Genomic DNA, 21,190 nt, shown 5'->3' with positions numbered 1-21,190 from the left:
TTCCATTTTTGGGAGGTGGAAAAATGAAGGTGGCCGTCGTTACCGGCGCTTCAAAGGGTATTGGTAGGGCAATTGCGGAAGCACTTGCACGGGAGGGCTATAACTTGGCCCTTGGTGCGAGGAGTGTTGACCTCTTGGAAGAGCTTTCAAAGGAGCTGGAGGAAAAGCACGGTGTTAAAGTCCTCTACCGCTATCTAGATGTCTCAAGTCCCCAGAGCTTGAAGGAGTTCGCTGAAGCAGTTTTGGAGGAGTTCGGGGGAGTTGACCTTCTCGTAGCGAACGCAGGGATACCAATGGGCGGCAGGCTCGATGAGGTGAGTGAAGAGGACATGGAGCGGGTCTTCCAGGTGAACGCTCTCGGCGTCTGGAGGACTATAAAACTCTTCCTGCCGAGCCTAAAGGAGAGACGGGGAACCGTGGCGGTCGTCACGTCCTACATCTCAACGATGATACTGGCCAATGCAGGGGCCTACGTGGCGAGCAAGTGGGCGGCGAGGGCCTTTACAAAGACATTCCAGATGGAAAATCCTGAGGTAAAGTTTATCGAACTCCGCCCGGGCATGGTGGACACCTACTTCTACGGCAGGCCGGGAAGGAAGATAGAGGAAGGCTTTATGAAGCCTGAAGACGTTGCGGAGCTCCTTGTGGCACTGCTGAAGCTTCCAAAGCACGTTTTAGTGGAGGAAGTGCTGTTCAGGTCAATTTACTGACACCAGCACTTTTTTTTCTCGATTTTTCTGGGTGTTCACCATATTGTACTAAAGGGTAAACAGAAGAAAACCTGTAGCTTTTCAGCCTTGTTACCTTCAGCTTGGCGCCATAATCAGACAGACCTTCATTGTTTTCCACCTATCCTACACATCGAAAGTTTAATATTCCCATGCTTAAACTTTTGCAGGGGGAGAGTTATGGACGGATTTGATAAGTACAGACAACTGCTCTTTTTCCTGACCTGGTTTTTCCTGCTGAGCCTGTTTGCCCTTATAGTATTGAGGGGAGAGACCGGGACAGTGACTTTCAAAGTTGCCTTGACAGTATTTTTCCTCACCCTGGTGGGGATTGTGAGAACTGCGATAAAACTCCGAAGAAAGATAAGAGAAGAGATGGCTGGACTACCTCCTCACGAGGAAGTCTAAGCTGGAAAGGTGCTCAAGTTCTTCCGGAATCTCTTTTCTGGTCGCTATTTCTCTGAAAACCAGAGCACTTGGACGTAAATAGCGTTTCTTGGTCTCCATATCCACATATACGAGCCCAAACCTCATCCTGAAGCCCTGGGCCCATTCATAGTTATCGGTTAGCGACCAGTGGAGGTAGCCCCTCACATCGGCGCCCTCTTTCATGGCCTCGTGAACAGCTTTAAGGTGGCTTACAAGGTAGTGGGGGCGGTACCTGTCAGCGGCATCGGCTATGCCGTTCTCCGTTATCATCATGGGGAGGCCGTATCTTTTTGCAAGGTCTTTAAGGAGCTGTTCAAGGCCTTCGGGATAAATCTCCCACCCGAAGTCGCTGCAGGGCCTTCCGGATCTGGCGTAGCCACCCCTCTCTCCGGAAAATCCATAACCCGGCACCGGGAGGACGTGGCCGTTCACCATGTCAAAGGCAATCCTCGAGTAGTAGTTCACGCCGAGCCAGTCTACCCTTCCCTTGAGGTCGTCCCTTTCTTCGACGTCGGCAGCTTTTCCAAAGTGGACGGCATCAACGAAGCTGTAGAGTTCCCTCTCCCTTATCGCCCGCACTTCTTCCTCAATATCTTCCCTGAGCGGGTCGGGCCATGTGTATGCGTATATTACCCCCACGTCTTTGTCAGAGTACTCTTTGATAACATCGTAGGCCCGGGCATGGGCCTGGATGAGGTTCATCTTTGCCTTTCTTTCGGCCTCAAAGCTCAGATACCCCGGCGGAAAACCATGAGTCGGCCTTGTATAGCCGTTTTGGTACACGACGTTTGGCTCGTTCATCGTGCTCCAGACCTCAACGAGGTCGTCGAGGTGGTACGCAACGAATGCCGCAAACTTGGCGAACTCAACGACGCTCTTATCGTCAAGCCATCCCGCCGGAGCCCTGTCGGGTCCGAGTTTTCTTACCTTAAGAGGATCATGGAGCCACAGGGGTAATGGCCAGTGGTAGAGGTTGAGTATGAAAGTCTTTCCCCTCTCCTTCCAGTCCGCGTAGATCTCCCGGTAGTGCTCTAGAGCATTCATGTCCGCTATTTTTTCGAGTTCCTTAATTGAACTTTCAGGAACTTCCACCGAGACTATGTTGCCCTTTTCATCCCTCTCAACGCGGGCTTTCACGTCAAACGTTGGCTTGGGGAAGATTCTCGCCCACTCTATTCCTCCCCTAATCGCGTCCATTCCGAGGCTTTCCGCTATATCGTGGTCTTTCTTATATAGATCCCAGTAAGCAGGCCCGTTCTCCGGCAGATCTCCACTAACGAGGCCTGCCGCTATGTTTTCAATGTCGTGAACCCATGCCCACCAGTCGCTGTTCGGAACCTCGCTCCCGGGGAGTCCCATCTCGAACTGGAATCCGGACCAGGAATATCCAAAAAGAAAATCTCTGGGAAACTTGTACATTCTTCATACCTCCAGAAAGTCCTCCCATTTTCTGTATATCGTCGGAACACTCTCCACCAGGGTTTTTGTGTACTCATGCTTCGGGTTGTCAATTACTTCCTGAGGAGTCCCTTCTTCGATTATTTTCCCCTTGTACATTATGAAAATCCTGTCTGAGATGAAGTAAGACAGGCCTATGTCATGCGATATAAAAATGATGGAGCTTCCCAGTTTATTTCTGAGCTCCTTGAAAATTTCCACTATCTTGCCCCTAGTTGAGACATCGAGCATCGAAACTGCCTCGTCTGCTATCAGGAGCTTGGGTCTCAGTATCCAGCTCCTAGCAATCATTACCCTCTGAAGCTGTCCTCCTGAAAGCTGGTGGGGATACTTTCCCAAGATTTCGTCGGGGTTCAGACCCACTGCCTTTAGGGATTCTTCCTTTAATAGCATCCCCTCTTCTGATTTAGGGTCGACGCCTATAAGCTCCAAGGCCTGGTTAAGAACTCTGTCTACCTTGTAGAACTCATTGAAACTTCCCATGGGGTTTTGAAAGACTGCATGCACCTGTCTCCAGTATTCTTTAAGTTCTTCCTTCGTTTTTATGTCCCGCCAAATGTCTTTACCGTAGAAGAGCACTCTTCCAGAGGTGGGAGGTATCAGTCTGAGGATAATCTTTCCCAGGGTAGTTTTTCCCGAACCGCTCTGTCCTATCAGTGATATTATCTCTCCCTCTCTCACGGTGAAAGATACGTCATCAACGGCTTTGACCTCGATCTTTTTTATGAAACCGGAAGTGAAGATTTTGGTGACATGGTCACAGACGAGCATTTCTTTAGACATTTTCCCTACCCCCTTTGTACAGCCAGCATGCAACCAAGCTTTCATTGATCTTTACCAACTCAGGTTCCTCTTTTCTACAAATCTCCATAGCGTAGGGACATCTTGGATGGAACCTGCACCCTGTCGGGGGATTTATCAAGTTGGGAGGCTGCCCAGGAATGTAAGAAATGCCTTTTTCCCTCCCTTCCGGTTCTATTGATGCCACAGACTCGATGAGGGCCTTGGTGTATGGGTGAAGTGGGTCTTTGATGATTGATTCCGTTGGCCCGACCTCTACGATTTTTCCAGCGTACATAACGGCTATGCGGTTTGCTATCTGCCTCACCGTGGATATATCGTGAGTTATGAAAACTATACTGTCAACGAGTTCAAGTTTCCTCAGCTTGAGTAGAGACTTCAGAACTATTTTTTGTGTCGTCACATCAAGTGCCGAGGTCGGCTCGTCCACTATCAAAATCTCGGGGTTCAGTAGTGTTGCCATAGCCAGCACTGCCCTCTGCCTCATTCCTCCGCTTAGCTGGAAGGGATAAAGCTCGGTTACGTAATCGGGGAGATCCAGCTCGGTTAGCCTTTCTTTCGCTTTTTTAACAGCTTCTTGGAAAGTAATGCCGCTCTCATTAGACCTAAGGACATCATAGGCTATTTTCTTAATTTTTATCGTTGGCATAAGGGCGTTCAAAGCATCCTGGGGAACATAAGCTATGTGTTTTCCCCATAAAGTTCTCTTGACCTGGTCTTTACTTTTAAACTGGGTTATGTCGAATACGGCCCCATCTCTGCTTATAATCTGTAGTTTTCCTCCCATGTACTGCAGGGGCGGAGTAAGGTCCATCATCATGGTTTTTGCAAGGGTGGATTTTCCACATCCGCTCTCACCAACCAGACCCAAAATATCGCCCTCATAGATTTCCAGGTTAACGCCATCAACCGCCTTTACAAGATACTCGGTGGTTCCCTTTAGCTGTCGGTAGTACGCCCTTAGATTTTCCAACACCATTCTTTTGTTCATTGCCATCACCTTACATCTCCCTTAATCTTGGGTTGAACACCTGCTCTATTCCAGTGGCTATCAGAAGCAGGGAGGTTGATAGCGCAACGAGCAGAATTCCTGGAGGTATGAAGACCCACCAGTGGCCCAGGAAGTATGATTGAGTCACTGCAGCGAAGTAGAGCATTTTTCCGAGGGTCATTATGTGTATTGGTGTCAGTCCCAGTATGCTTAAACCCACTTCCGCGTTTATTCCTATGTTCATAAAATTCACAAAAGCCACTATGGTATACGTGGTGACGTAGGGGAGCAGGTCAAAAACTGCTATCTTGAGGTCTCCGTACCCTGTCATCCTGGAGAAATGCACAAAGTCCCTTTCCCTAAGGCTCAGGAACTGTGCCCTTATTGCCCTTGCAAACCATGGCCAGGCTGTTAAAGAAATTATAACTGCCACAAGGGTTAGCCCTGCATTTTCAAGACCCACGTAGGTAGCTATGATAATGGCCAGCAACACGTTGGGTATTGTGAGGACGACGTTGGTGAATGCCATCAGGCTTTCATCTATTAGTCCGCCCTTTATCCCCGCTATTGTTCCTATTGTAAGGCCTATGGCAATGGAGAAGATTCCAGTCAGTACTCCCACATAAAGGGAATTTCTAATGCCAACTACCACCTGAGCAAGGATGTCCCTACCAAATTGGTCAGTTCCTAGGAGGTAGTAACTGTTTGGGGGAGACGCTGGAGGCCCCGCGGGATCAAAGGGGTCAATTGGGTACAGGTAAGCTCCGAACAGTGACAGTAATATCTCGAATACCAGTATACTGAAGCCTATCACGAACCTTTTGTTCCTAAAGAGCAAATAAAATATTTCCTTGTTCATGTTCTCACCTCACTCCCTAGCCCCCAAGCGTATTCTCGGGTCTATCAGCACATAAATGAACTCGACTATGAAGTTGGCAAGGAGCAGTGTTCCAATGAGAATCAGGAATATTCCCTGTATTAGTGGATAATCCCTAGATCCTAGAGCCCTCGCGAGTAAAATGCCCATTCCCTGATAATTGAAAAGCTGCTCTGTAATTATCTGTCCGGCCATGACGGTTCCCAGCTGAATAGCTATCCCTGTCACTTGCGGAAGTAGGGAGTTTCTGAGGACATATCTAAATATAATCTCGTCATGTACATTGAGCATTTCGGAGAATTTGACATAGGTTGACCCAAGCTCCATCGCCGCTAAAACCCTCATCCCTATTATCCATCCGCCCGTGCTAACCAGGGCTATGGAAAGGAATGGGAGTATATAGTGATGCAGGTAGCTTTTTATAAACTCCCAATTGAGGGAAGGAGCTAAAGTGGGATCATATGCAGAACCGGAAGGGAACCAGCCTAATTTAATTGCAAAGACGTATATGAGCACCATCGCCATCCAGTAGTAGGGGATCTGGGAGAGTATTATGCCCGTTGAGACAACGCTCTTCTCGAAGAGGGTACCTCTTCTGTACGCGGCCCTCGCACCCAGATAATTTCCTATTGTCCATGCAACCAGAGTAGCTGGCACAAGGAGAAGCAGAGTCCATGGAAGATGCCATGCTATTAGTTTTGTTACCGGCTGTCTGTAAGAGGAGATAGAGGTTCCGAGATTTCCTGAGAATGCATTTTTAAGGAATTCAAAATATTGAACGTGGAGGGGTTTGTTTAATCCAAATTCCTCTATAAGTCTTCTTTGGTACTGATCCAGCAACTCTGGAGAGAGCGAACCCTGGGAAAGTCCAGCTATGATTTGCTGCACTGGATTGCCCGGTGCTATTCTGGGAAGAACAAATGCTATGGTCACAGCAACAAAGTAAGTGGCAAGTAAAAAAGAAAGTTTAATGAGGAGGTATCTGTATATCGGTCGCATTCATCACCACCTGCCCAGGTATTTATCACTTAGACAGCTTCCTGGCCCCGATTACAATGACTATAACGGCTATTACGATTCCCAAAATTCCAACAATGAATCTTGAGCTGCTCGCCGGTGCCTGTGGTTGTGGTTGAGTCTCAGTTTCTGATGTTGAAGAAGTCGTGAATGTTTCAGTTACGTTGACTTCAGGCACGAAAACTCCGCTGAGCTGGGAGAGGACTTCCTTGTTTGGTATCAATATACCTCCTTCGTCCTTGGGCTTTGCCCACTGCGGCGGGCTAACGGGCTCTCCCTTCTTTTTCAGTCCAAAGAGTAGCCACAGCGGTAGGGAGTACTCCCTGTACGGTGCCACCTCCGTCCACCAGGGGTTATCTTCGTTTGGCCATCCGGTCCAGTATTTTTCGCTGTAGGCATACCACTGGACTGAATAGGCAATTGGGACGGCTGGTATATCCTCGTATATGAGCTTCTGAATCTCGGTGTAGTATTTCATCAGCTCCTCGGAAGACTCTGCCTTTGCTGCTTCAACGAGAAGCTCCAAGGCCTTGGAGTTGTTGTAGAAGCCCCAATTTCCGGTGGGAGGTGTGAGCCTTGGGTCAAGGACGTATCTGTATGTGTCCCACGGGTGGTAGAATGACGGTGAGTTTGTCCAGCCCAGGGCAAGGGTGTATCCGGCGCCGTTTATCATGCCCCAGTAGGCACCGTAGTCAACGGGGTTTGCCACTACATTTAGTCCAATCTTCTGAAGGTCGTGTGCTATCAAGTCTGCGGCTATCATCCAGTCGGTCCATCCAGTCGGGACTATTATGTTCAGCTCGATCTTCTCACCGCTTGGGGTCTCTAAGAAGCCGTCCCCATCGACATCTTTGTATCCCGCCTGAGCAAGAATCTGCTTGGCACGCTCTGGATCATAGGGTATCTTCCCCTCAGGGTTGCCCCAATACTCCTGGGCAAGTGTGGTGTTGAGCCACATCCTGTAGTGGGGGAACACCGTAAACACCAGTGACATTGAGGGCTGTGGGGAGTAGTCATAGAACGCTTTTGTGAGGACTTCTTGGTAGTTTATTGCATAGGCGATAGCTTTTCTTAAATTGGGATCTTGGAGGATTGGATCCTTGTGGTTGAAGTAAAGCATGACAAACGCTCCCGGCCTGAAGTAGGGCTTGCCCTTGTAGAACGTGCCTATCTCCTTAAAGTTGCCAACGTTGGGGATAAATATGCCTGACCAGTCAACGTTTCCCTGTCTGAGGTCCAGCAACGCCTGTTCGTTGCTCAGGTAGATCCTGTGAACTACGTATTTTGGGCCCGGAAGGCCAAAGATGTCCTTGCCCCACCAGTCGTCTATCCTCTCATAAACAATTCTGAGCTCGTCGAAGTAGTAGAGCTTATATGGCCCGGAAACCACCTGCGGGACGTTTATGGTCACGTCGCCGTTTTCGGTAGAGACAACGTCGTCACAGGTTCCACCACAGTTCCTCCACTCTATGATATGGTTTCCGACTTTTTGATAGACCTGTTCGATTATGTGCTTCGGAGCGGGAGCAAACTGGAGCGCATAGAGGAGGAACATTGGGAGGTTCTTCTCAGGCCCTATTGTAAACTGGACCGTGTGTGAGTCAATTGCCTTAACGTCTCCGATATAAGGCTCAGAACCGGCCGCGGGTCCGGAACCAACTTTCTTCGAGAGCTCGAAAGTATACACTACATCCTCCGCGGTTATTGGCTCTCCATCACTCCACTTGGCCTCAGGGCGCAGGTGGACTATGAGAGTGGTCTCGTTTACGAGCTCAAAGCTTTCCCCTATAATTGGCACCCAGACGTTCAGACCGGCTATATACTGGAATAGTGGAAGGTACATGAAGCCTCCGCTGGTGTATGTTCCCCAGGTCTGGGAAGGTGAAAAGAGGTTCCACGTTGATGCCGGGCTCCACTGGGCTCCAGTTACGAAGACTGTATCTTCCCTGGGAAGGGAAATCTGTGCACTTACCGGCTGGAGTCCCCAAAATGATCCCACAAAAACAAGAAGTAAAAACATGCCCCCAATTTTCTTTTTGTTCACCATCTTTGCTTCCCCCTGTACATGTGTACATGATTTTCTGTAATGATCATTTATGCACGACCTTATAAATTTATTGGATTTTTATAAAACAAAAAGGGTTTTATATATTGAGGGTCCAAAAATATCCTTGGCATGGGGGCATGAGGTACTTAGGAAGAATTCTAGGTATTGGATAACTCGAGATGTTGAACGTTATAAGAACAGGTTTGAGGACATAGATAGACATACCAGTACAAGGTTATTGGGTTTCGACACATTCTCGATTCGTGCCCATCCCCGCGAGATCAGGAATAAAAAATCTGCCGATGAGAAAGCTTTTTAACCATGTCTCAAAGCTAAGGAATGCAATGATGCTGATAACAACATCCCACAGACCGACGAGAAGGACGAGAAGTTTTGGCCACGACCTGGAGAGGGTCTTCCCCAATTCACTCTACATGACTAGGGGAAAGAAGACTATCAAAGACCTCCTCATGGAGGCCTACGACAGGAACTACGAGAGGCTTTTGATAATCAACGTCTGGAAGGGCAACCCGCTCAAGATGACTTTCATTAAGGTCGATCCAGAGGACTGGGGCTACCTTGGCTATCTCTACCTCCACGGCATAAAACTCCAGCGTGAGATAGGCTTCAGGAACATACCTCCCATAAGGGAAGAGATGCCCTTCGTTGTAACCACGGCCAAGCGCGTTGGAATCGATCACACCGCCTTCGCTCAAGTCTTTGCAGAGCTCACCGGCGGTAAGTTCGTTCCCAGAGGCAACAAGAGCCTTCAGACAATAGCTGACAAAAACAACACGGATGTAATCGGCGTTATAGAGAACTATCCAAGGGGAATGGCCGTCAACTTCTACCGCCTTGACATAACCAAGGAAAGGGCCGTTGGACCGCTTATACTGGTCAAGATATGGATAATGGAAGACGGCCGGAGATGGGACTACAAGGAGGCCCTCGGTATCAAGCCAAAGGACTGATGAGGACTTACTAAAAGTTCCTCTCTCCTTCCCGAAATCTTTACTCGGAGGTGTCCCCTTGACGTTTGACGTTATAGGCTACGTCTTCGTCATAATAGCAACTGCAAGGATTTTTGCAGAGGTCTTTGAGAGGATTGGTTATCCCGGCTTTCTGGGGGAGATAACCGCAGGTCTTCTGCTTGGAGTTTTTCTCCACGACCTTCCACGTGATGACTTAACTCTCATGGCCGAGTTAGGCGTTTTCTTCCTCATGATGTACGCTGGTCTTGAGCTCACTCCAGAGGAAGTCCGCATAGGCGGGAAGAAGAGCTTCCCAATCTACGTTATAACGCTGATCACGATGGGTTTGCTAACTTTACCGTTCACTAACTATGAATTTGGGGTCGAGAACCTCATAGTGGCCTCAATTCTGGCCGTTGCATCTGCTCCCATAGTCATAAGACTCACGCGCTTCTTTGGCCAGGAATTCCTCCACATAGCGCTCTCATACGCAGTCATAAGCGAAGTTGGAACGCTAGCAATTCTGTATATCGTGATAAACTTCGAACTTCACCACCTTAGCTACTTCGAGCTTTTCCTGGAGCTGGTCAAGGATGTGGTCTTCCTGACAGTGGTTCTCGGGATAAACTATGTACTTGGGATAAAGCAGAAAGTCAAGATAATCCGGGCCCTTAGAAATCTCAGAAGCGACGAAGCCGTCTTTGGCATGGTAATGATACTGGCCACTTCGCTTGCGCTGATAAGTGAGGAGATTGGCCTGCACTTCAGCATAGGGGCATTTTTGGTCGGTCTAATGCTCCACAGCGACCTTATGGGAACGAAGCAGTTTGAGAGAGTCCACACAATCATTTCAGGGGTTACCTACGGAATTTTTGCCCCAATATTCTTCGCATGGAGGGGGATAAACCTAGAGACGGAGTTTTCCCTGGAGGTGCTCTACTTTTTTGCAGTTATATATCTCGTGAGGTTGCTCCTGACTACGGTGCTCGTCTGGGAGCGCAACGTTAAGGTTTCCCTGACCCGCGCCGCTGGGATAGCGAGCTTCGGAGTGCTCGGCCTACTTGTGGGGGAGGTTGGCTACTCCTACGGCGTGCTGAGCGAGCACATGTATGCCATGGCGTCTCTGTCAAGTATACTGGGAATCTTCGTCTCTGCCAGTATCGGGCTCGTCATCAGCCATCTTGGGGGGAGCAAAAGTGAATGAGCCAATAGAGGGCTACATAGAGATTGAATTCCCCACGGAGGAAGTGGCGAGGGTTGTCTATGAAAGCGTCAGAATAGAGCACGAGACTGTCCCTTACAGGAGAACGAGGGCCAGTTTCACCCTGAACGGGAGAAAAATAAGGCTTGAGTTCAAGGCCACCGATAACTCAGCGTTGAGAGGTACCCTTAACTCTTACCTTAGATGGATTAAGGTTGCTTTGGATTCAATAGACCTCTGATTTTCACCGAAACTATTTAAAGGCCCCAACTTATTCTAACCCGGCATTACGATTACGGAGGTGTTTGGGATGCAGAACATTCCGCCGCAGGTTCAGGCCATGCTGGGCCAGCTTGAGAGTTACCAGCAGCAGCTTCAGCTCGTTGTTCAGCAGAAGCAGAAGGTTCAGCTTGAGCTGACGGAGGCCAAGAAGGCCCTTGAGGAGATCGAAAAGCTGCCCGATGATGCAGTCATCTACAAGACGGTAGGGACTCTCATCGTTAAAACCGAGAAGACCAAGGTCGTCGAGGAGCTCAAGGAAAAGATAGAGACCCTTGAGGTTCGCCTCAACGCCCTAGAGAGGCAGGAGAAGAAGCTCAACGAGAAGCTCAAGGAGCTCACTGCACAGATACAGTCCGCCCTAAGGCCGCCGACAGCCGGCTGATTTCTCTTTTCTTTCGGTGGTGACCATGGCCAGCGGCGAGAAGAAAGTTATTCACATAGGTCTTCCCGAACTGAGCGAGGAGGAACTGATTGAACTCGGTGAGCTGGCACAAAAGGTCATTATAAAGCATATCTTTGATGTCCTGAACAGAAGTGACGTCAAGGACATCGAAGTTACGACGAGAATTAACCGGGATGAAACCCTCGACCTCGAGATCGAGGTTTATCTTGAGGTTCCAGTCTTCGTCAAGGTGAACGTTGATTCCCTTATCAACGAAGCCCTGGAAAGAGCTTATGAGAGCGTTGAGAAGAAGCTGAAAACGCTTGCCATAAAGGATTAAACTTTCAAGGTGTAAATTTATCCGGTGAGAGGGATGGATTACCGCGAGGTGGCGAGGCGCTTTGCGGAGGATTGAAAAGCTCTGGAGGAACTGGAATGAAAGGCAAAATAAAGCTTAAACGCTTTCTTGGAAGCTCAAAAGGCAAGTCCTTTCTCCTCCTCTGCCACCATAACGCCGATCCGGATTCCCTAGGCTCAGCCATAGCCTTTGCCCTCTACCTAAAATCAGTCGGCGTTGAGAAAGTTAGGATAGGCGTTGCCCAGAGCGTATCCTCCTATGCGAAGAAACTTCTGGCCTTCTCGCCGGTTCCAGTTGAGAAAAATCCCTCCGTTGAAGAGGATGTCGTTGTTATTTTTGACACGTCATCGCTCGAACAGCTCGAACCCGTTGAGATTCCAACGGGAAAAACCGTCGTTCTTATCGACCATCACATGGAGAAGGAAAAGCCAATTAAAGCCCAGATAGCAGTGGTTGATTCCTCCAGAACCTCGACGGCCGAAATAGTTTGGGAGCTTTTCAAATATCTTGGATTCTATAACGAGGCCGCTGTCAAGGCTCTGCTCGCTGGAATCGTCACAGATACTGCAAACTTTCGCTTTGCCAACGCGAAAACTTTCAAAGCTGTTTCGGAGATGCTCGAGCGCTTCCCGCTCCAAATGGGGGAGATATTCCAGCTAGTCGCACCCGTGAGCGACGAGAACATCGACCAAGCAAAGAGAATAGCGATGCTGAAGGCATGCCAGAGGCTGGAAATAAAGAAGTTCCGCAGGTACATCATAGCGGTCTCAAAGGTTTCTGCCTACGAGTCTCTCGCCTGCAAGACGTTTCTAAGCCTTGGGGCGGATATAGCTATAGTGGGGAGCGAGAAGAAGGGCGTCAGGATTTCCGCAAGGGCCAAGGAGAGCCTCGTGAAGAAAGGCCTTCATCTGGGCAAGATAATGGAGAAGGTCGGGCCAATCATAGATGGCTCTGGCGGCGGACACGCCGGAGCCGCCGGTGCGAACGGGAAGAAGAATCTTGATGAAGCAGTTAGGTTTATCCTGAAGGAAATTGAAAAGTTTTTGAAGGAGGTGGACTAGAATGGCAAGATGCCCGCTCTGCGGCAAACCACTTGACTGGAGGGAATTAATGGAGCAGATGCTGGCAAAAAGAGGTAATGAAATGAAAAAGATCCTATTAGACAAGGAAATATTTCTCAACGAACTCCGCGACTTCGTTTTCAAATGTCCCCACTGCGGTGAGGAGTTCTATGGCAAAACCCTTCCCGAGAAAGAAGCCGAAAAGGTTTTCGAGCTACTCAACGAGTTCAAGGGTTCCATAGACTGGGAAAACGGCAGGGTAAGATTGAGACTCAACAGTCTTCTGGCCCTTGATACAATGCTGGAAGAATGGGACAGAAAAGTGAAAGGCTCAAAAATCTAAGATATGAGCTTCTCAAGGACGGCTTCGTGCTGTTCTTCGTTTCTCCGAGTTTCTCTTGCAACCGCAGTTATTATTGGATGAACGGCTTTTGTTTCAAGTTTCTCGTAGTTTGCTTTCATTTTCTCGCTCATTTCCTTGAACTTCCTGAGGGTTTCCTTTATCTTTTTCTCTTCACCGGGAGGTATTACAACGTTATCTTTCATGGTAGACAGCAGTTCGTCCAGTACTTCCTCAGGCGGAATCCTTGAGCCGAGAACTCCATAGAACGGGAGCGTTAAAGCCGGCAGTCCGGGGATTATGACTAGACCTGACTCAATCTGTTTTCTAGGAGCGTCCTCAGGAACTTCGTCCTCCGATGTATATCCGAACTCATTAATTAAATCCAGGGCCTCTTCGTATGCCTTTTCTATGGCTTCCATTATATGCTTGTGAAAGAGGGTATCAATGGCCATTCTCAGGAGGAGAACCCTTAAATCGGTGTATTCGGCGCTTTTGAGTTTTTTCAGTACTTTGATGTATTCCTTCAAAGTGTTGTCCTCAAGGTTCCTGGCATCCCTTACGATTTCCACGACCTTCATTCTCACCACCTCCAAGATTTAAGTAACAAAAAGTTTTTTAAAATTTTTGTGTTTTGTTTTGTGCTAGGTAAGGTTTTTAAAGCGACGGCTTTATCAGGTGATGCAGGCGATCATGCCTCATGGCTCGGGGGCATCCGAAGCGAGCAGGTAGGAGCCTACCGGGCCCCTGCTGGAGGTGGGAGCATGAAGTACCCGAAGCAGATAAGGACATACTGTCCGTTTTGTAAGAAGCATACAATTCACAAAGTAGAGAAGGTCAAGAAGAGACCTAGGAGCGAGCTCAGTCAGGGCCAGAGGCGCTTTAGGAGAATCATGAAGGGTTACCACGGTTTCCCAAGGCCGAACCCAGCTGGAAGAGAGAAGCCGGTCAAGAAGCTCGACCTGAGGTTCAGGTGTACTGTCTGCGGTAAGGCCCACACAAGAGGAAAGGGCTTCCGCGTTAAGAAGTTCGAACTCGTGGAGGTGTGATCAATGGCACTTCCAAAGAACCTCATCCCAATGCCTCGTTCAAGGTTTCTCCGAGTTAAGTGCATTGACTGCGGAAACGAACAGATAGTATTCAGCCACCCCGCAACACCGGTTAGGTGCTTGGTTTGCGGGGCCACACTAGTCGAACCGACCGGCGGTAAGGGCATCGTCAAGGCGAAGATACTCGAGGTTCTCGAGTGATTCTCACCTATCTTTTCTCTCTGTTTTGACCCTGGCTTTTCTCTTTAGAAAATCGTGAAAGCTGTGGCCCGCCCGTAACCCCCGTCCTCATCTCAGCCAGACGGCAGAATCGGACGGGTTAACCCAGGCGGGCCAGAACTGTGCCCGGTCTGGGTTTCCCGCGGTCATCGCGCTCCGTAACGCGGAAGGCCCTCCCGCGGGGACCTCGCTGAGACCGGGCTGTGGCCCCCGCATCGCCCCCCGGTTCATTCTCCCCGGGGTCCTCGCGCGGGGGCATTGTAAATTGAGAGATGCAGTATAAAAGCTTGTGGTTTTCAAAACATTCCCGAGGCTATTATTAAAGTCCCTCTCAAATTCAGAGAACACCTTTCCTCATAAGCCGTTCCTTTATTCTCAGGAACTCTCCGGGAGAGCCCCTTATGATGGGATGCTTGGGTACGAAGGGGCACGGTTCCTCGGGCTCGATGCTGACCTCAAACGTCCCTATCTCCCTGGCTATCTTAACTATCTCCTCCTTATCCATCCCTATGAGCGGCCTCAGTATGGGCAGGTCGCTGGCGGAGCTTATTATCACCAGGTTGTCTAGGGTCTGGGAAGCGACCTGACCGAGTGAATCTCCGGTAACTATCGCCCTCGCCCCAATTTCATGCCCTATCCTACAGGCCTTTCTCACCATCGTCCACTTGCAGAAGAGACACGTCCACTTGGCCTTTCCGAGCTCGGCGAGCTTCGAAAAGACCGGCACCTGCTCCTCGTAGGCGTCTATGATAACGGGCTCGTTGAGCTTTCCATAGCGCCTGAGAATCTCATATAGCTCTATCACCTTGGATTCCTTTCTGGGGCTCTGCCTGAAGTGGACGGGCGTTATCTCCAGCCCCTTCCGGAGCATGAGGTAAATAGCGACCGGTGAGTCGATGCCCGAACTGAGGAGTGCAACTGCCTTCATGTTTCGGGAAGGGGAAGAAGGATATATGAAGTTTTTCCCAACTTATGGTTGAGAACACAGCCGGAGCAGCCCGATGTAAACGAACCAAGTGAGTATTGTTATTGCGCCGACCATCTCCGGAATGGCTAAACCCTTGAAGACGCGAGCTTTGACTAGGTAAAGCATCAGAACGAATGTCAGAAGTGCCAGAACTGACCACAGGTACCCGAGAGAAACCCCAGAGCGGCCGAGCTTAATCCCGACGATGGCTATATCTGCCAGTGCGAGAACGTAGAAGAGAACCGCGGCTGGAGCATGTGGCGCGTACTCCTCCGGGAAAACGCCCACGAGGAAGAGTGAAACCGACGCAAAAATCATTAAGTAGCTGAGACCGCTTCTAAATGCTCCAAAGGCTGCTATAAAGCTTATAACTGCGAAAGTCATCAGAAAGCCGTTGAAGTACCACCTCTCTGGGTTTTTGAGCGAACCCATGTCGCTGAGGGCGTTGTCCGTGAAGGAGAACCACGGGTTTTTGCTGAGCACGATTGTGAGGCCCGCCAGGAATATCACCGGAAGAAAGATCGAGATATAAGCGGATAGCTTTTCGAATTCCATATTCTCACCTCAGCACTCCCTTTTCTTTGGTTCCTCTCCGAATATCGCTTTGTATATCTTCCTGAACTCCTCCCAGGAGCCCCTTATGACCGGGTGTTTTGGTATGAATGGTATCTCGTCCTCAGGAAATGTGGAGAGCTCGAAGGTGCCTATTTTCTTGGCTATCTCGACTATTTCCACCTTGTCCATGCCTATGAGCGGGCGGTATATAGGCAGATCCGTCGCCTGACTGACGATGTACATGTTTTCGAGCGTCTGGGAAGCAACCTGCCCGAGCGAATCACCCATGACTATGCCCTTTGCACCGAACTCTTTGGCAATTTTGTCGGCGTTCCTCACCATCATAAACTTGCAGAAGACGCAGGTGTACTTCTCCTTCTTCATCTCTTTGAGCTTTTGAATGATTTTCTCACGATCCTTCGGCTTGACCACTATCAGCTCGCTCTTTCCGCCGTAGTGGTACTTCTTCAGCTGGTTCCATATCTTCCTGACCTTTTCGAGGGTTTTCTCCCCCATGTAGATGTGAACCGGAATCACCTCAACGCCGCGCTTCATCATGAGGAAAGCAGCAACGGGAGAATCAATACCGCCGCTTAGTAAGGCCACGACTTTGCCCTGAGTTCCTATCGGCAGACCACCCCAGGCCCTGATTTTATCGACGAAAACGTATGCTTTCCCCTCCATCAGCTCCACTCCAACCTCAATATCGTAGTTGTGCAGGTCAACCTCGCTCTCTTCGTTCTCGAGGATGTATTCACCGACCTTCGCCTGTATCTCGGGACTCTTGAGCGGGAACTCCTTGGTTATCCTCCTCGCAGTGACCCTGAATCTGGGCTTCTCAAGCCCGAGTTCGCGCTTTTTCTTCCTGAAAAGCCTGAGTGCGGTCTTGTTTATCTTATCCATGTCTGCCTCAACTTCCATCGCCGGGGAGAGGGAGACGATGCCGAAAACCCGGGTTAGGACTTCTACTGCTTCCCTTGCCCTATTCGTCCTCACCAGAACGCGGCCGTGCTTGGCCTCGACTTTCTTGAAGTCAATCCCCTCGCTCACCAGGGCCTCCCGGATGTTGTTCATAAGGATGTTCTCAAACCATTTCCTTGTCTGTCTCGACTTCGTTCCGATTTCTCCGTATCTGACCACGACTACGTTGAACACGCTATCACCCTTGGCACTCTTTAAAACAGTCCGTTTGTACTACAGGGTTTTGTCCTCTTAAATGTTTACCTCTAAAATTAGAAGAAAAGGGAAGGTTTCATCTTCTCCTCAGGAGGAGTAAGCTTTGTAGTTTTCAATTAGGGATTTCCAGTTGGCATGCCGTTGAATTAAACTTCAGCTCTCCGCCAGGTTGGTGTAGACTGGTAGAGAGCCAAAGGCCCATGTCAGGAAGCTAGTTCACAAGCTCTCGGTGTAGCCGGTAACGAGAACGTCACCGTTGGGGGCTATAGCCATGGCATCACCGCTGTCCCATCCCGAACCACCATAAGTTTTGACGTAATAGTAAGGTCCTTCCTGGGCACTTGCTCAAGAGGCAAATAACAGAACGGCATCCAACAGCAGAAGGACGAATGCCATCTTTTTCGATTTTATGCATATCACCTCAACTTACGGGAAATCAATGTTTGGTGGGAAAGCAAATAAATAAATGTTGCGGAAACGCCACAGATGTCCTCTCTATTTCTCCGAGCTAGAGTCGTAGGGAATTAAAGGGGGGTTTTGATCATTGATGCCCAAAAGGGTCCACACTGAACTCGATATTGAAACTCTATCGGATGTATTCCCCCTTCTCCTTGACTATTACCTCTATCCCCTCAATCCTCGTGTTCGGATACTGTCCCCGCTCATCCTTTTCAACGGCCTTGACCATGTCCCAGATCGTAAGCAAAGCAACTGTAACACCCGTCAGCGCTTCCATTTCAACACCGGTTTTATAGTAAGCCCTGACTTCGCATACCGCCTCCACATAGTCCTCCCCGAACTCAAAGGATATATCAACGCCCGTGAGGGGTATCGGGTGGCAGAGCGGGATCAGCTCGGAGGTCTTTTTCACCGCCAGAATTCCGGCTATCTGGGCAGTGGCTATGACGTTTCCCTTCTTGGTTTTTCCCTCAAGAATCAGGCGAATGGTTTCCGGTTTCAGCTTTATCCTCCCTCTTGCAACTGCCCTCCTGAAAACCACGTCCTTGTGCCCGATTTCGACCATCTTAACGCCCCTTTCGTCCACATGGGTCAGCTCTTTCATTGAGACCACCGTGGAAAATTTTTGGACTTTCCTAAAAACAGTTGCGGGGAAAAGGATAAAACCTCCCCATACAAGTTTACCCAGTGGTAACATGGACGTGAGGTTGATCGGTGCGCTGATGATCATAGGTATACTGGCCCTTTCCGGTCTCTACTTTGGTATTAATCATGGATCGGGCGTTCAGAGTGGAGATATCCCGGGCGTAAACACTTCGGGGACGACATCCAGTGGAAATCCGGACAATGCTGGCACTAAGGCGACAGGACATACCACTTTCCAAACCACCACAAGCACAACGTCAACCAGCACCACCAGCCACAGAACTGGAATTACACTTCCAGTTACCACAACCACTTCTCCTTTGACTGTAACTACCACCGTCAATGAAATAACGGTGGCCTTCATAGTCTCGGTGCCCGAGTACACACCGGATGGGGATTATGTTTATATCGCAGGGGATTTCAACGGCTGGAACCCCGGAGACGAGCGTTACAGACTAAAGAAACTCCCGGACGGTAGATGGGCCATAAACCTGACCTTTCCCTACGGGACGGTCATAGAGTTCAAGTTCACGAGAGGCTCGTGGGAGACGGTTGAAAAAGGGCCCAACGAGGAGGAGATCCCGAACAGGCGCTTCGTTTTCAAAGAGCCCGGCACCTATGAGTTTACCGTCCACAACTGGCGCGACTACGTTGAGTCCAGCAAGGAGCACACAATAACGGGCGACGTCAGAACTTTCAAGAGGTTTATCCCACAGCTGAACGACACGAGAAGGACATGGGTTTACCTTCCCCCGGATTACAACTCGTCGAGAAAGAGGTACCCGGTTCTCTACATGTTCGACGGCCAGAACCTCTTCGACAGCGCAACGGCTTTTCTGGAAGAGTGGGGTGTCGATGAGGCCCTCGAAAAGCTCTATGGAGAAGAAAACTTCTCAATAATCGTCGTCGGGATAGACAACGGAGGCGATAAGAGAATCGACGAGTACGCCCCATGGGTAAACGAAAAGTACGGACGGGGCGGTCTCGGGAATGCCACGCTTGAGTTCATAGTGGAGAACCTCAAGCCGTTCATAGACAGCCAGTACCGAACCGATCCGGAAAAGACGGGCATCATGGGTTCCTCGCTGGGGGGACTGATGGCACTCTATGCCGGGTTCCTATATCCAGACGTCTTCCAGTACGTTGGGGCCATGAGTCCAGCGTTCTGGTTCAACCCACAAATTTACGACTTCGTTAAGAACGCCAGCAAGGGGCCGAAGAGGATATATATCGACTGGGGAACGGCTGAATCACAGGAAATAGTCAGCGGTGCCGAGAAAATGGTCAAAATACTTGAGAACAGGGGCTACACGGAGGGGGTGAACCTCAAGGTGGTCATCGATGAGGGCGGTGAGCACAACGAATACTACTGGGGCAAAAGGTTCCCGGGAGCGGTTCTGTGGCTCTTCGGCTGATCCCTTTTCACAATTTGCCCGTCATCGCTGGTATATTCTTCTATTTTTCAGGCCATCGTTTTCATGACGGCTATTGAAAGAGGTGGTATCAAGAGAGATACCCCTGAAGTTTTTGGTTCATGGCTTCAGCGGGTCTTTGTCCTCCACTTAAGTCCTCCATCCGCGAGGGCCTCTATCTCCCCCCTGTTGTAAAGCTCCGCTATGAAAGCTCTCACCGGGACGAGGTTGAGGGCGAGCTTCTGGGGGGTTATGGCTACGCCGTAGTGCTCCATTATCCTGAAGGCCAGCTCGTCGGCAGACATCGGGTTTTGCAGAAGATCCAGAATCAGGGACTCGGTTTCTTCCACACGTTTGAGGTTGAACTCAAGCAGTTTTACCGCTTCTTCCTCCTCAACCGGCTTACCGTGCGAGGGGATAAGCAGGTAGCCTTTGTTTACATAATTCTGTAATTCTTTAATTGAGGCCTTAAATGATTCCGGATCGACGAGGTACGGCACCCCGACGGACTGGATGAGCCTCTCGCCGAAGAAGGAGTCGCCGGCGTAGATCAGCCCGTTTTCATCATCCAGGAAGCCCGTCATCCCCGGCGAGTGGCCGTTGAGCCTTATGGCCTTTGCTCCAAAAAGCTCATCGCCCCACTCGAAGACGGCGTGAACCTTCACCTCCTCCGGAAACTGGAAGACGAGAAAGCCTTTTGGTGCCTTTGAGCCGAAGGTCAAAAGCTCCCTGTTGAGCGGGCTTTCAGCTATCGAGAACTCGAAGCGGTGTATGAAGAGCGGCGCGCTTATCTTTGGGGCAACGGCTACGTGGTCAGCGTGCCCATGAGTCGCCAGCTGGGCCCTGACATCAAATTCAAGCTTCCTGATCTCCCTTTTCAAATCTTTATGTCGCCCGCTCCCGTGGCCGGGGTCGATTAGGACAGCCTTCCCGTCAAAAACCCGGATTAGCGTCGAGGGACTTCCCGGATAGAGGTACGCAGAATCACCAAATTTTCTAAGTGCCATGCTACCACCGTGGAAGTCTTGGATAGAGAGGATAAAAGGGTATTGATGGGGCCAAAAGAAGGTAGAAGAGGAGTAGGAGGAGACTTAAGGCGTGCCTTGGGTGGGGTCTTTATGGTGTAGTGCTTCAATAATGTTGAGGGAAACCTTCGCCTTTCCGTCGGACTTTTTAAAGTTCCCATACTTGCGTAACAGTGTGCATTTCCTCTCCGGCGGTTTCCTTCTTTTTTCGGGTTTAACGGTGCACCAGCTTTTTCTGAGTAGAAAAGACCTTATAGGGCTTTTTCAGTTTATTTGATGGATAAGATTGTCCTGTTTCCAAACCTGTGCATTGAAAAAGAAGACGAGAGAAGGCCTTTTCGAGGTTTTAGGGGGACCTCCGGCGAGATAGGTAGAACGATTTCGCCATTGGTGGCTGAAAAACGAAAAATACTGCTGAAAAACGGACTTCGCATTTTTACGCTACATAAAGGTAATCAAATGAACGTTTTGTAAAAGGAGAAAAGAAATCGCCCAAAACGACTAAAAACGGCAGGATAGACTTTTATTTACCTAGCACAGAAAAGCGGAAAGGTCTTTAAAAGTGGGATAAAAGGGGCATTTTTAAGGGCTTTTGAGGGTAGAGTAAGATTTTCCGAGGAGATAGGTAGAGCAAATTCCGAGGATTTAGGGAATTTCAGCTTTTTAAGTCTGCAAAAGTCAGCTGAATAAAAACGGCCGTTTTGTTAGCCTTCTATTATCCGGAAGGGCCATGAAACATC

Annotated in this window: 24 protein-coding genes; 12 read left to right on the top strand and 12 right to left on the bottom strand. The window is 49.5% G+C overall.

Annotation, left to right across the window (positions count from 1 at the left end):
• The first annotated feature begins 23 nt into the window (after nucleotides 1-23).
• Nucleotides 24-710 (top strand): SDR family oxidoreductase, encoded by a 687-nt coding sequence (locus A3K92_RS03765; RefSeq protein ID WP_088884987.1) that lies wholly within the window; start codon nucleotides 24-26, stop codon nucleotides 708-710.
• Between the two features lie 198 nt (nucleotides 711-908).
• Nucleotides 909-1,136, top strand: a complete 228-nt coding sequence (locus tag A3K92_RS03760; RefSeq protein ID WP_088884986.1) for a hypothetical protein — start codon at nucleotides 909-911, stop codon at nucleotides 1,134-1,136.
• Here the strand turns inward: A3K92_RS03760 and bgaS are convergent.
• From bgaS to A3K92_RS03730, 6 genes are read right to left on the bottom strand one after another with little or no spacing between them, the layout of a single operon-like run.
• On the bottom strand, nucleotides 1,113-2,576 hold the full coding sequence (bgaS, locus tag A3K92_RS03755; RefSeq protein ID WP_088884985.1) for a beta-galactosidase BgaS: 1,464 nt from the start codon (nucleotides 2,574-2,576) through the stop codon (nucleotides 1,113-1,115). The two genes, A3K92_RS03760 and bgaS, sit on opposite strands and share 24 nt — an antisense overlap.
• Before the next feature lie 3 nt (nucleotides 2,577-2,579).
• A complete protein-coding gene (locus A3K92_RS03750) occupies nucleotides 2,580-3,398 on the bottom strand; it encodes an ABC transporter ATP-binding protein (RefSeq protein WP_088884984.1) in 819 nt (272 codons plus the stop codon).
• Nucleotides 3,391-4,413 carry an ABC transporter ATP-binding protein gene (locus A3K92_RS03745; protein WP_232460916.1) on the bottom strand — a complete coding sequence of 341 codons (1,023 nt, stop codon included), beginning with the start codon at nucleotides 4,411-4,413 and terminating at the stop codon, nucleotides 3,391-3,393. Before A3K92_RS03745 ends, A3K92_RS03750 begins: the two co-directional genes overlap by 8 nt.
• A 4-nt stretch (nucleotides 4,414-4,417) precedes the next feature.
• On the bottom strand, nucleotides 4,418-5,266 hold the full coding sequence (locus A3K92_RS03740; protein WP_088884982.1) for an ABC transporter permease: 849 nt from the start codon (nucleotides 5,264-5,266) through the stop codon (nucleotides 4,418-4,420).
• A 9-nt stretch (nucleotides 5,267-5,275) separates the two neighbouring features.
• Entirely contained in the window at nucleotides 5,276-6,283 is a 1,008-nt protein-coding gene (locus A3K92_RS03735) for an ABC transporter permease (protein ID WP_088884981.1), read from the bottom strand.
• A gap of 25 nt (nucleotides 6,284-6,308) precedes the next feature.
• Entirely contained in the window at nucleotides 6,309-8,348 is a 2,040-nt protein-coding gene (locus tag A3K92_RS03730) for an ABC transporter substrate-binding protein (RefSeq protein WP_088884980.1), read from the bottom strand.
• Between the two features lie 344 nt (nucleotides 8,349-8,692).
• Between A3K92_RS03730 and A3K92_RS03725 the strand changes: the two genes are divergently transcribed.
• The 7 genes from A3K92_RS03725 to A3K92_RS03695 all read left to right on the top strand — a co-directional run bounded on the left by A3K92_RS03725 (nucleotide 8,693) and on the right by A3K92_RS03695 (nucleotide 12,946).
• Nucleotides 8,693-9,319, top strand: coding sequence for a ribosomal biogenesis protein (locus A3K92_RS03725; RefSeq protein WP_088886032.1), 627 nt, complete (start codon nucleotides 8,693-8,695; stop codon nucleotides 9,317-9,319).
• A gap of 58 nt (nucleotides 9,320-9,377) precedes the next feature.
• Nucleotides 9,378-10,523, top strand: coding sequence for a cation:proton antiporter (locus tag A3K92_RS03720; protein ID WP_088884979.1), 1,146 nt, complete (start codon nucleotides 9,378-9,380; stop codon nucleotides 10,521-10,523).
• Nucleotides 10,516-10,761 (top strand): KEOPS complex subunit Pcc1, encoded by a 246-nt coding sequence (pcc1, locus tag A3K92_RS03715; protein ID WP_232460915.1) that lies wholly within the window; start codon nucleotides 10,516-10,518, stop codon nucleotides 10,759-10,761. The genes A3K92_RS03720 and pcc1 overlap by 8 nt, the downstream gene beginning before the upstream one ends.
• Nucleotides 10,762-10,830: 69 nt before the next feature.
• On the top strand, nucleotides 10,831-11,184 hold the full coding sequence (locus A3K92_RS03710; RefSeq protein ID WP_088884977.1) for a prefoldin subunit beta: 354 nt from the start codon (nucleotides 10,831-10,833) through the stop codon (nucleotides 11,182-11,184).
• A gap of 25 nt (nucleotides 11,185-11,209) precedes the next feature.
• Nucleotides 11,210-11,524, top strand: a complete 315-nt coding sequence (locus A3K92_RS03705) for a DUF3194 domain-containing protein (RefSeq protein WP_088884976.1) — start codon at nucleotides 11,210-11,212, stop codon at nucleotides 11,522-11,524.
• 95 nt (nucleotides 11,525-11,619) lie between these two features.
• Complete coding sequence (locus A3K92_RS03700; protein ID WP_088884975.1) at nucleotides 11,620-12,603, top strand: DHH family phosphoesterase; 984 nt, start codon at nucleotides 11,620-11,622, stop codon at nucleotides 12,601-12,603.
• 1 nt (nucleotide 12,604) lies between these two features.
• Nucleotides 12,605-12,946, top strand: coding sequence for a hypothetical protein (locus tag A3K92_RS03695; RefSeq protein ID WP_088884974.1), 342 nt, complete (start codon nucleotides 12,605-12,607; stop codon nucleotides 12,944-12,946).
• Here A3K92_RS03695 and A3K92_RS03690 read toward each other — a convergent pair.
• Nucleotides 12,943-13,524, bottom strand: a complete 582-nt coding sequence (locus A3K92_RS03690) for a hypothetical protein (protein ID WP_088884973.1) — start codon at nucleotides 13,522-13,524, stop codon at nucleotides 12,943-12,945. The genes A3K92_RS03695 and A3K92_RS03690 overlap by 4 nt on opposite strands.
• Nucleotides 13,525-13,707: 183 nt before the next feature.
• On the opposite strand from A3K92_RS03690, the gene A3K92_RS03685 reads away from it, so the two are divergent.
• Both A3K92_RS03685 and A3K92_RS03680 read left to right on the top strand, forming a co-directional pair.
• On the top strand, nucleotides 13,708-13,992 hold the full coding sequence (locus tag A3K92_RS03685) for a 50S ribosomal protein L44e (protein ID WP_088884972.1): 285 nt from the start codon (nucleotides 13,708-13,710) through the stop codon (nucleotides 13,990-13,992).
• A 3-nt stretch (nucleotides 13,993-13,995) separates the two neighbouring features.
• Nucleotides 13,996-14,193 (top strand): 30S ribosomal protein S27e, encoded by a 198-nt coding sequence (locus A3K92_RS03680; protein WP_088884971.1) that lies wholly within the window; start codon nucleotides 13,996-13,998, stop codon nucleotides 14,191-14,193.
• A 355-nt stretch (nucleotides 14,194-14,548) separates the two neighbouring features.
• On the opposite strand, the gene A3K92_RS03675 is transcribed toward A3K92_RS03680, so the two are convergent.
• The 4 genes from A3K92_RS03675 to moaC all read right to left on the bottom strand — a co-directional run bounded on the left by A3K92_RS03675 (nucleotide 14,549) and on the right by moaC (nucleotide 17,972).
• Nucleotides 14,549-15,139, bottom strand: coding sequence for an adenine nucleotide alpha hydrolase family protein (locus A3K92_RS03675; RefSeq protein WP_088884970.1), 591 nt, complete (start codon nucleotides 15,137-15,139; stop codon nucleotides 14,549-14,551).
• 42 nt (nucleotides 15,140-15,181) lie between these two features.
• On the bottom strand, nucleotides 15,182-15,733 hold the full coding sequence (locus A3K92_RS03670; RefSeq protein ID WP_088884969.1) for a DUF998 domain-containing protein: 552 nt from the start codon (nucleotides 15,731-15,733) through the stop codon (nucleotides 15,182-15,184).
• Nucleotides 15,734-15,742: 9 nt separating this feature from the next.
• Entirely contained in the window at nucleotides 15,743-16,888 is a 1,146-nt protein-coding gene (thiI, locus tag A3K92_RS03665; RefSeq protein WP_088884968.1) for a tRNA uracil 4-sulfurtransferase ThiI, read from the bottom strand.
• 607 nt (nucleotides 16,889-17,495) lie between these two features.
• Entirely contained in the window at nucleotides 17,496-17,972 is a 477-nt protein-coding gene (gene moaC, locus A3K92_RS03660; protein WP_088884967.1) for a cyclic pyranopterin monophosphate synthase MoaC, read from the bottom strand.
• Nucleotides 17,973-18,063: 91 nt separating this feature from the next.
• Here moaC and A3K92_RS03655 point away from each other — a divergent pair, with 91 nt between their 5' ends.
• Entirely contained in the window at nucleotides 18,064-19,428 is a 1,365-nt protein-coding gene (locus A3K92_RS03655) for an alpha/beta hydrolase-fold protein (protein WP_232460914.1), read from the top strand.
• A gap of 125 nt (nucleotides 19,429-19,553) precedes the next feature.
• Here A3K92_RS03655 and A3K92_RS03650 read toward each other — a convergent pair whose 3' ends face one another.
• Entirely contained in the window at nucleotides 19,554-20,432 is an 879-nt protein-coding gene (locus A3K92_RS03650) for an MBL fold metallo-hydrolase (protein WP_088884966.1), read from the bottom strand.
• Nucleotides 20,433-21,190: the final 758 nt, after the last annotated feature.

It is taken from the genome of Thermococcus gorgonarius, assembly GCF_002214385.1.
GTDB lineage: Archaea > Methanobacteriota_B > Thermococci > Thermococcales > Thermococcaceae > Thermococcus > Thermococcus gorgonarius.
The sequence above is the reverse complement of the archived record's forward strand: the minus strand, read 5'-3'. Positions and strand labels throughout refer to the sequence as shown.

What these genes read in the sequence shown, in the direction of transcription:
- A3K92_RS03765 (WP_088884987.1), top strand. Translation starts at nt 24, where the DNA reads ATGAAGGTGGCCGTCGTTACCGGCGCTTCAAAGGGTATTGGTAGGGCA.
- A3K92_RS03760 (WP_088884986.1), top strand. Translation starts at nt 909, where the DNA reads ATGGACGGATTTGATAAGTACAGACAACTGCTCTTTTTCCTGACCTGG.
- bgaS (WP_088884985.1), bottom strand. Translation starts at nt 2,576, where the DNA reads ATGTACAAGTTTCCCAGAGATTTTCTTTTTGGATATTCCTGGTCCGGA.
- A3K92_RS03750 (WP_088884984.1), bottom strand. Translation starts at nt 3,398, where the DNA reads ATGTCTAAAGAAATGCTCGTCTGTGACCATGTCACCAAAATCTTCACT.
- A3K92_RS03745 (WP_232460916.1), bottom strand. Translation starts at nt 4,413, where the DNA reads ATGGCAATGAACAAAAGAATGGTGTTGGAAAATCTAAGGGCGTACTAC.
- A3K92_RS03740 (WP_088884982.1), bottom strand. Translation starts at nt 5,266, where the DNA reads ATGAACAAGGAAATATTTTATTTGCTCTTTAGGAACAAAAGGTTCGTG.
- A3K92_RS03735 (WP_088884981.1), bottom strand. Translation starts at nt 6,283, where the DNA reads ATGCGACCGATATACAGATACCTCCTCATTAAACTTTCTTTTTTACTT.
- A3K92_RS03730 (WP_088884980.1), bottom strand. Translation starts at nt 8,348, where the DNA reads ATGGTGAACAAAAAGAAAATTGGGGGCATGTTTTTACTTCTTGTTTTT.
- A3K92_RS03725 (WP_088886032.1), top strand. Translation starts at nt 8,693, where the DNA reads ATGATGCTGATAACAACATCCCACAGACCGACGAGAAGGACGAGAAGT.
- A3K92_RS03710 (WP_088884977.1), top strand. Translation starts at nt 10,831, where the DNA reads ATGCAGAACATTCCGCCGCAGGTTCAGGCCATGCTGGGCCAGCTTGAG.
- A3K92_RS03705 (WP_088884976.1), top strand. Translation starts at nt 11,210, where the DNA reads ATGGCCAGCGGCGAGAAGAAAGTTATTCACATAGGTCTTCCCGAACTG.
- A3K92_RS03700 (WP_088884975.1), top strand. Translation starts at nt 11,620, where the DNA reads ATGAAAGGCAAAATAAAGCTTAAACGCTTTCTTGGAAGCTCAAAAGGC.
- A3K92_RS03695 (WP_088884974.1), top strand. Translation starts at nt 12,605, where the DNA reads ATGGCAAGATGCCCGCTCTGCGGCAAACCACTTGACTGGAGGGAATTA.
- A3K92_RS03690 (WP_088884973.1), bottom strand. Translation starts at nt 13,524, where the DNA reads ATGAAGGTCGTGGAAATCGTAAGGGATGCCAGGAACCTTGAGGACAAC.
- A3K92_RS03685 (WP_088884972.1), top strand. Translation starts at nt 13,708, where the DNA reads ATGAAGTACCCGAAGCAGATAAGGACATACTGTCCGTTTTGTAAGAAG.
- A3K92_RS03680 (WP_088884971.1), top strand. Translation starts at nt 13,996, where the DNA reads ATGGCACTTCCAAAGAACCTCATCCCAATGCCTCGTTCAAGGTTTCTC.
- A3K92_RS03675 (WP_088884970.1), bottom strand. Translation starts at nt 15,139, where the DNA reads ATGAAGGCAGTTGCACTCCTCAGTTCGGGCATCGACTCACCGGTCGCT.
- A3K92_RS03670 (WP_088884969.1), bottom strand. Translation starts at nt 15,733, where the DNA reads ATGGAATTCGAAAAGCTATCCGCTTATATCTCGATCTTTCTTCCGGTG.
- moaC (WP_088884967.1), bottom strand. Translation starts at nt 17,972, where the DNA reads ATGAAAGAGCTGACCCATGTGGACGAAAGGGGCGTTAAGATGGTCGAA.
- A3K92_RS03655 (WP_232460914.1), top strand. Translation starts at nt 18,064, where the DNA reads ATGGACGTGAGGTTGATCGGTGCGCTGATGATCATAGGTATACTGGCC.
- A3K92_RS03650 (WP_088884966.1), bottom strand. Translation starts at nt 20,432, where the DNA reads ATGGCACTTAGAAAATTTGGTGATTCTGCGTACCTCTATCCGGGAAGT.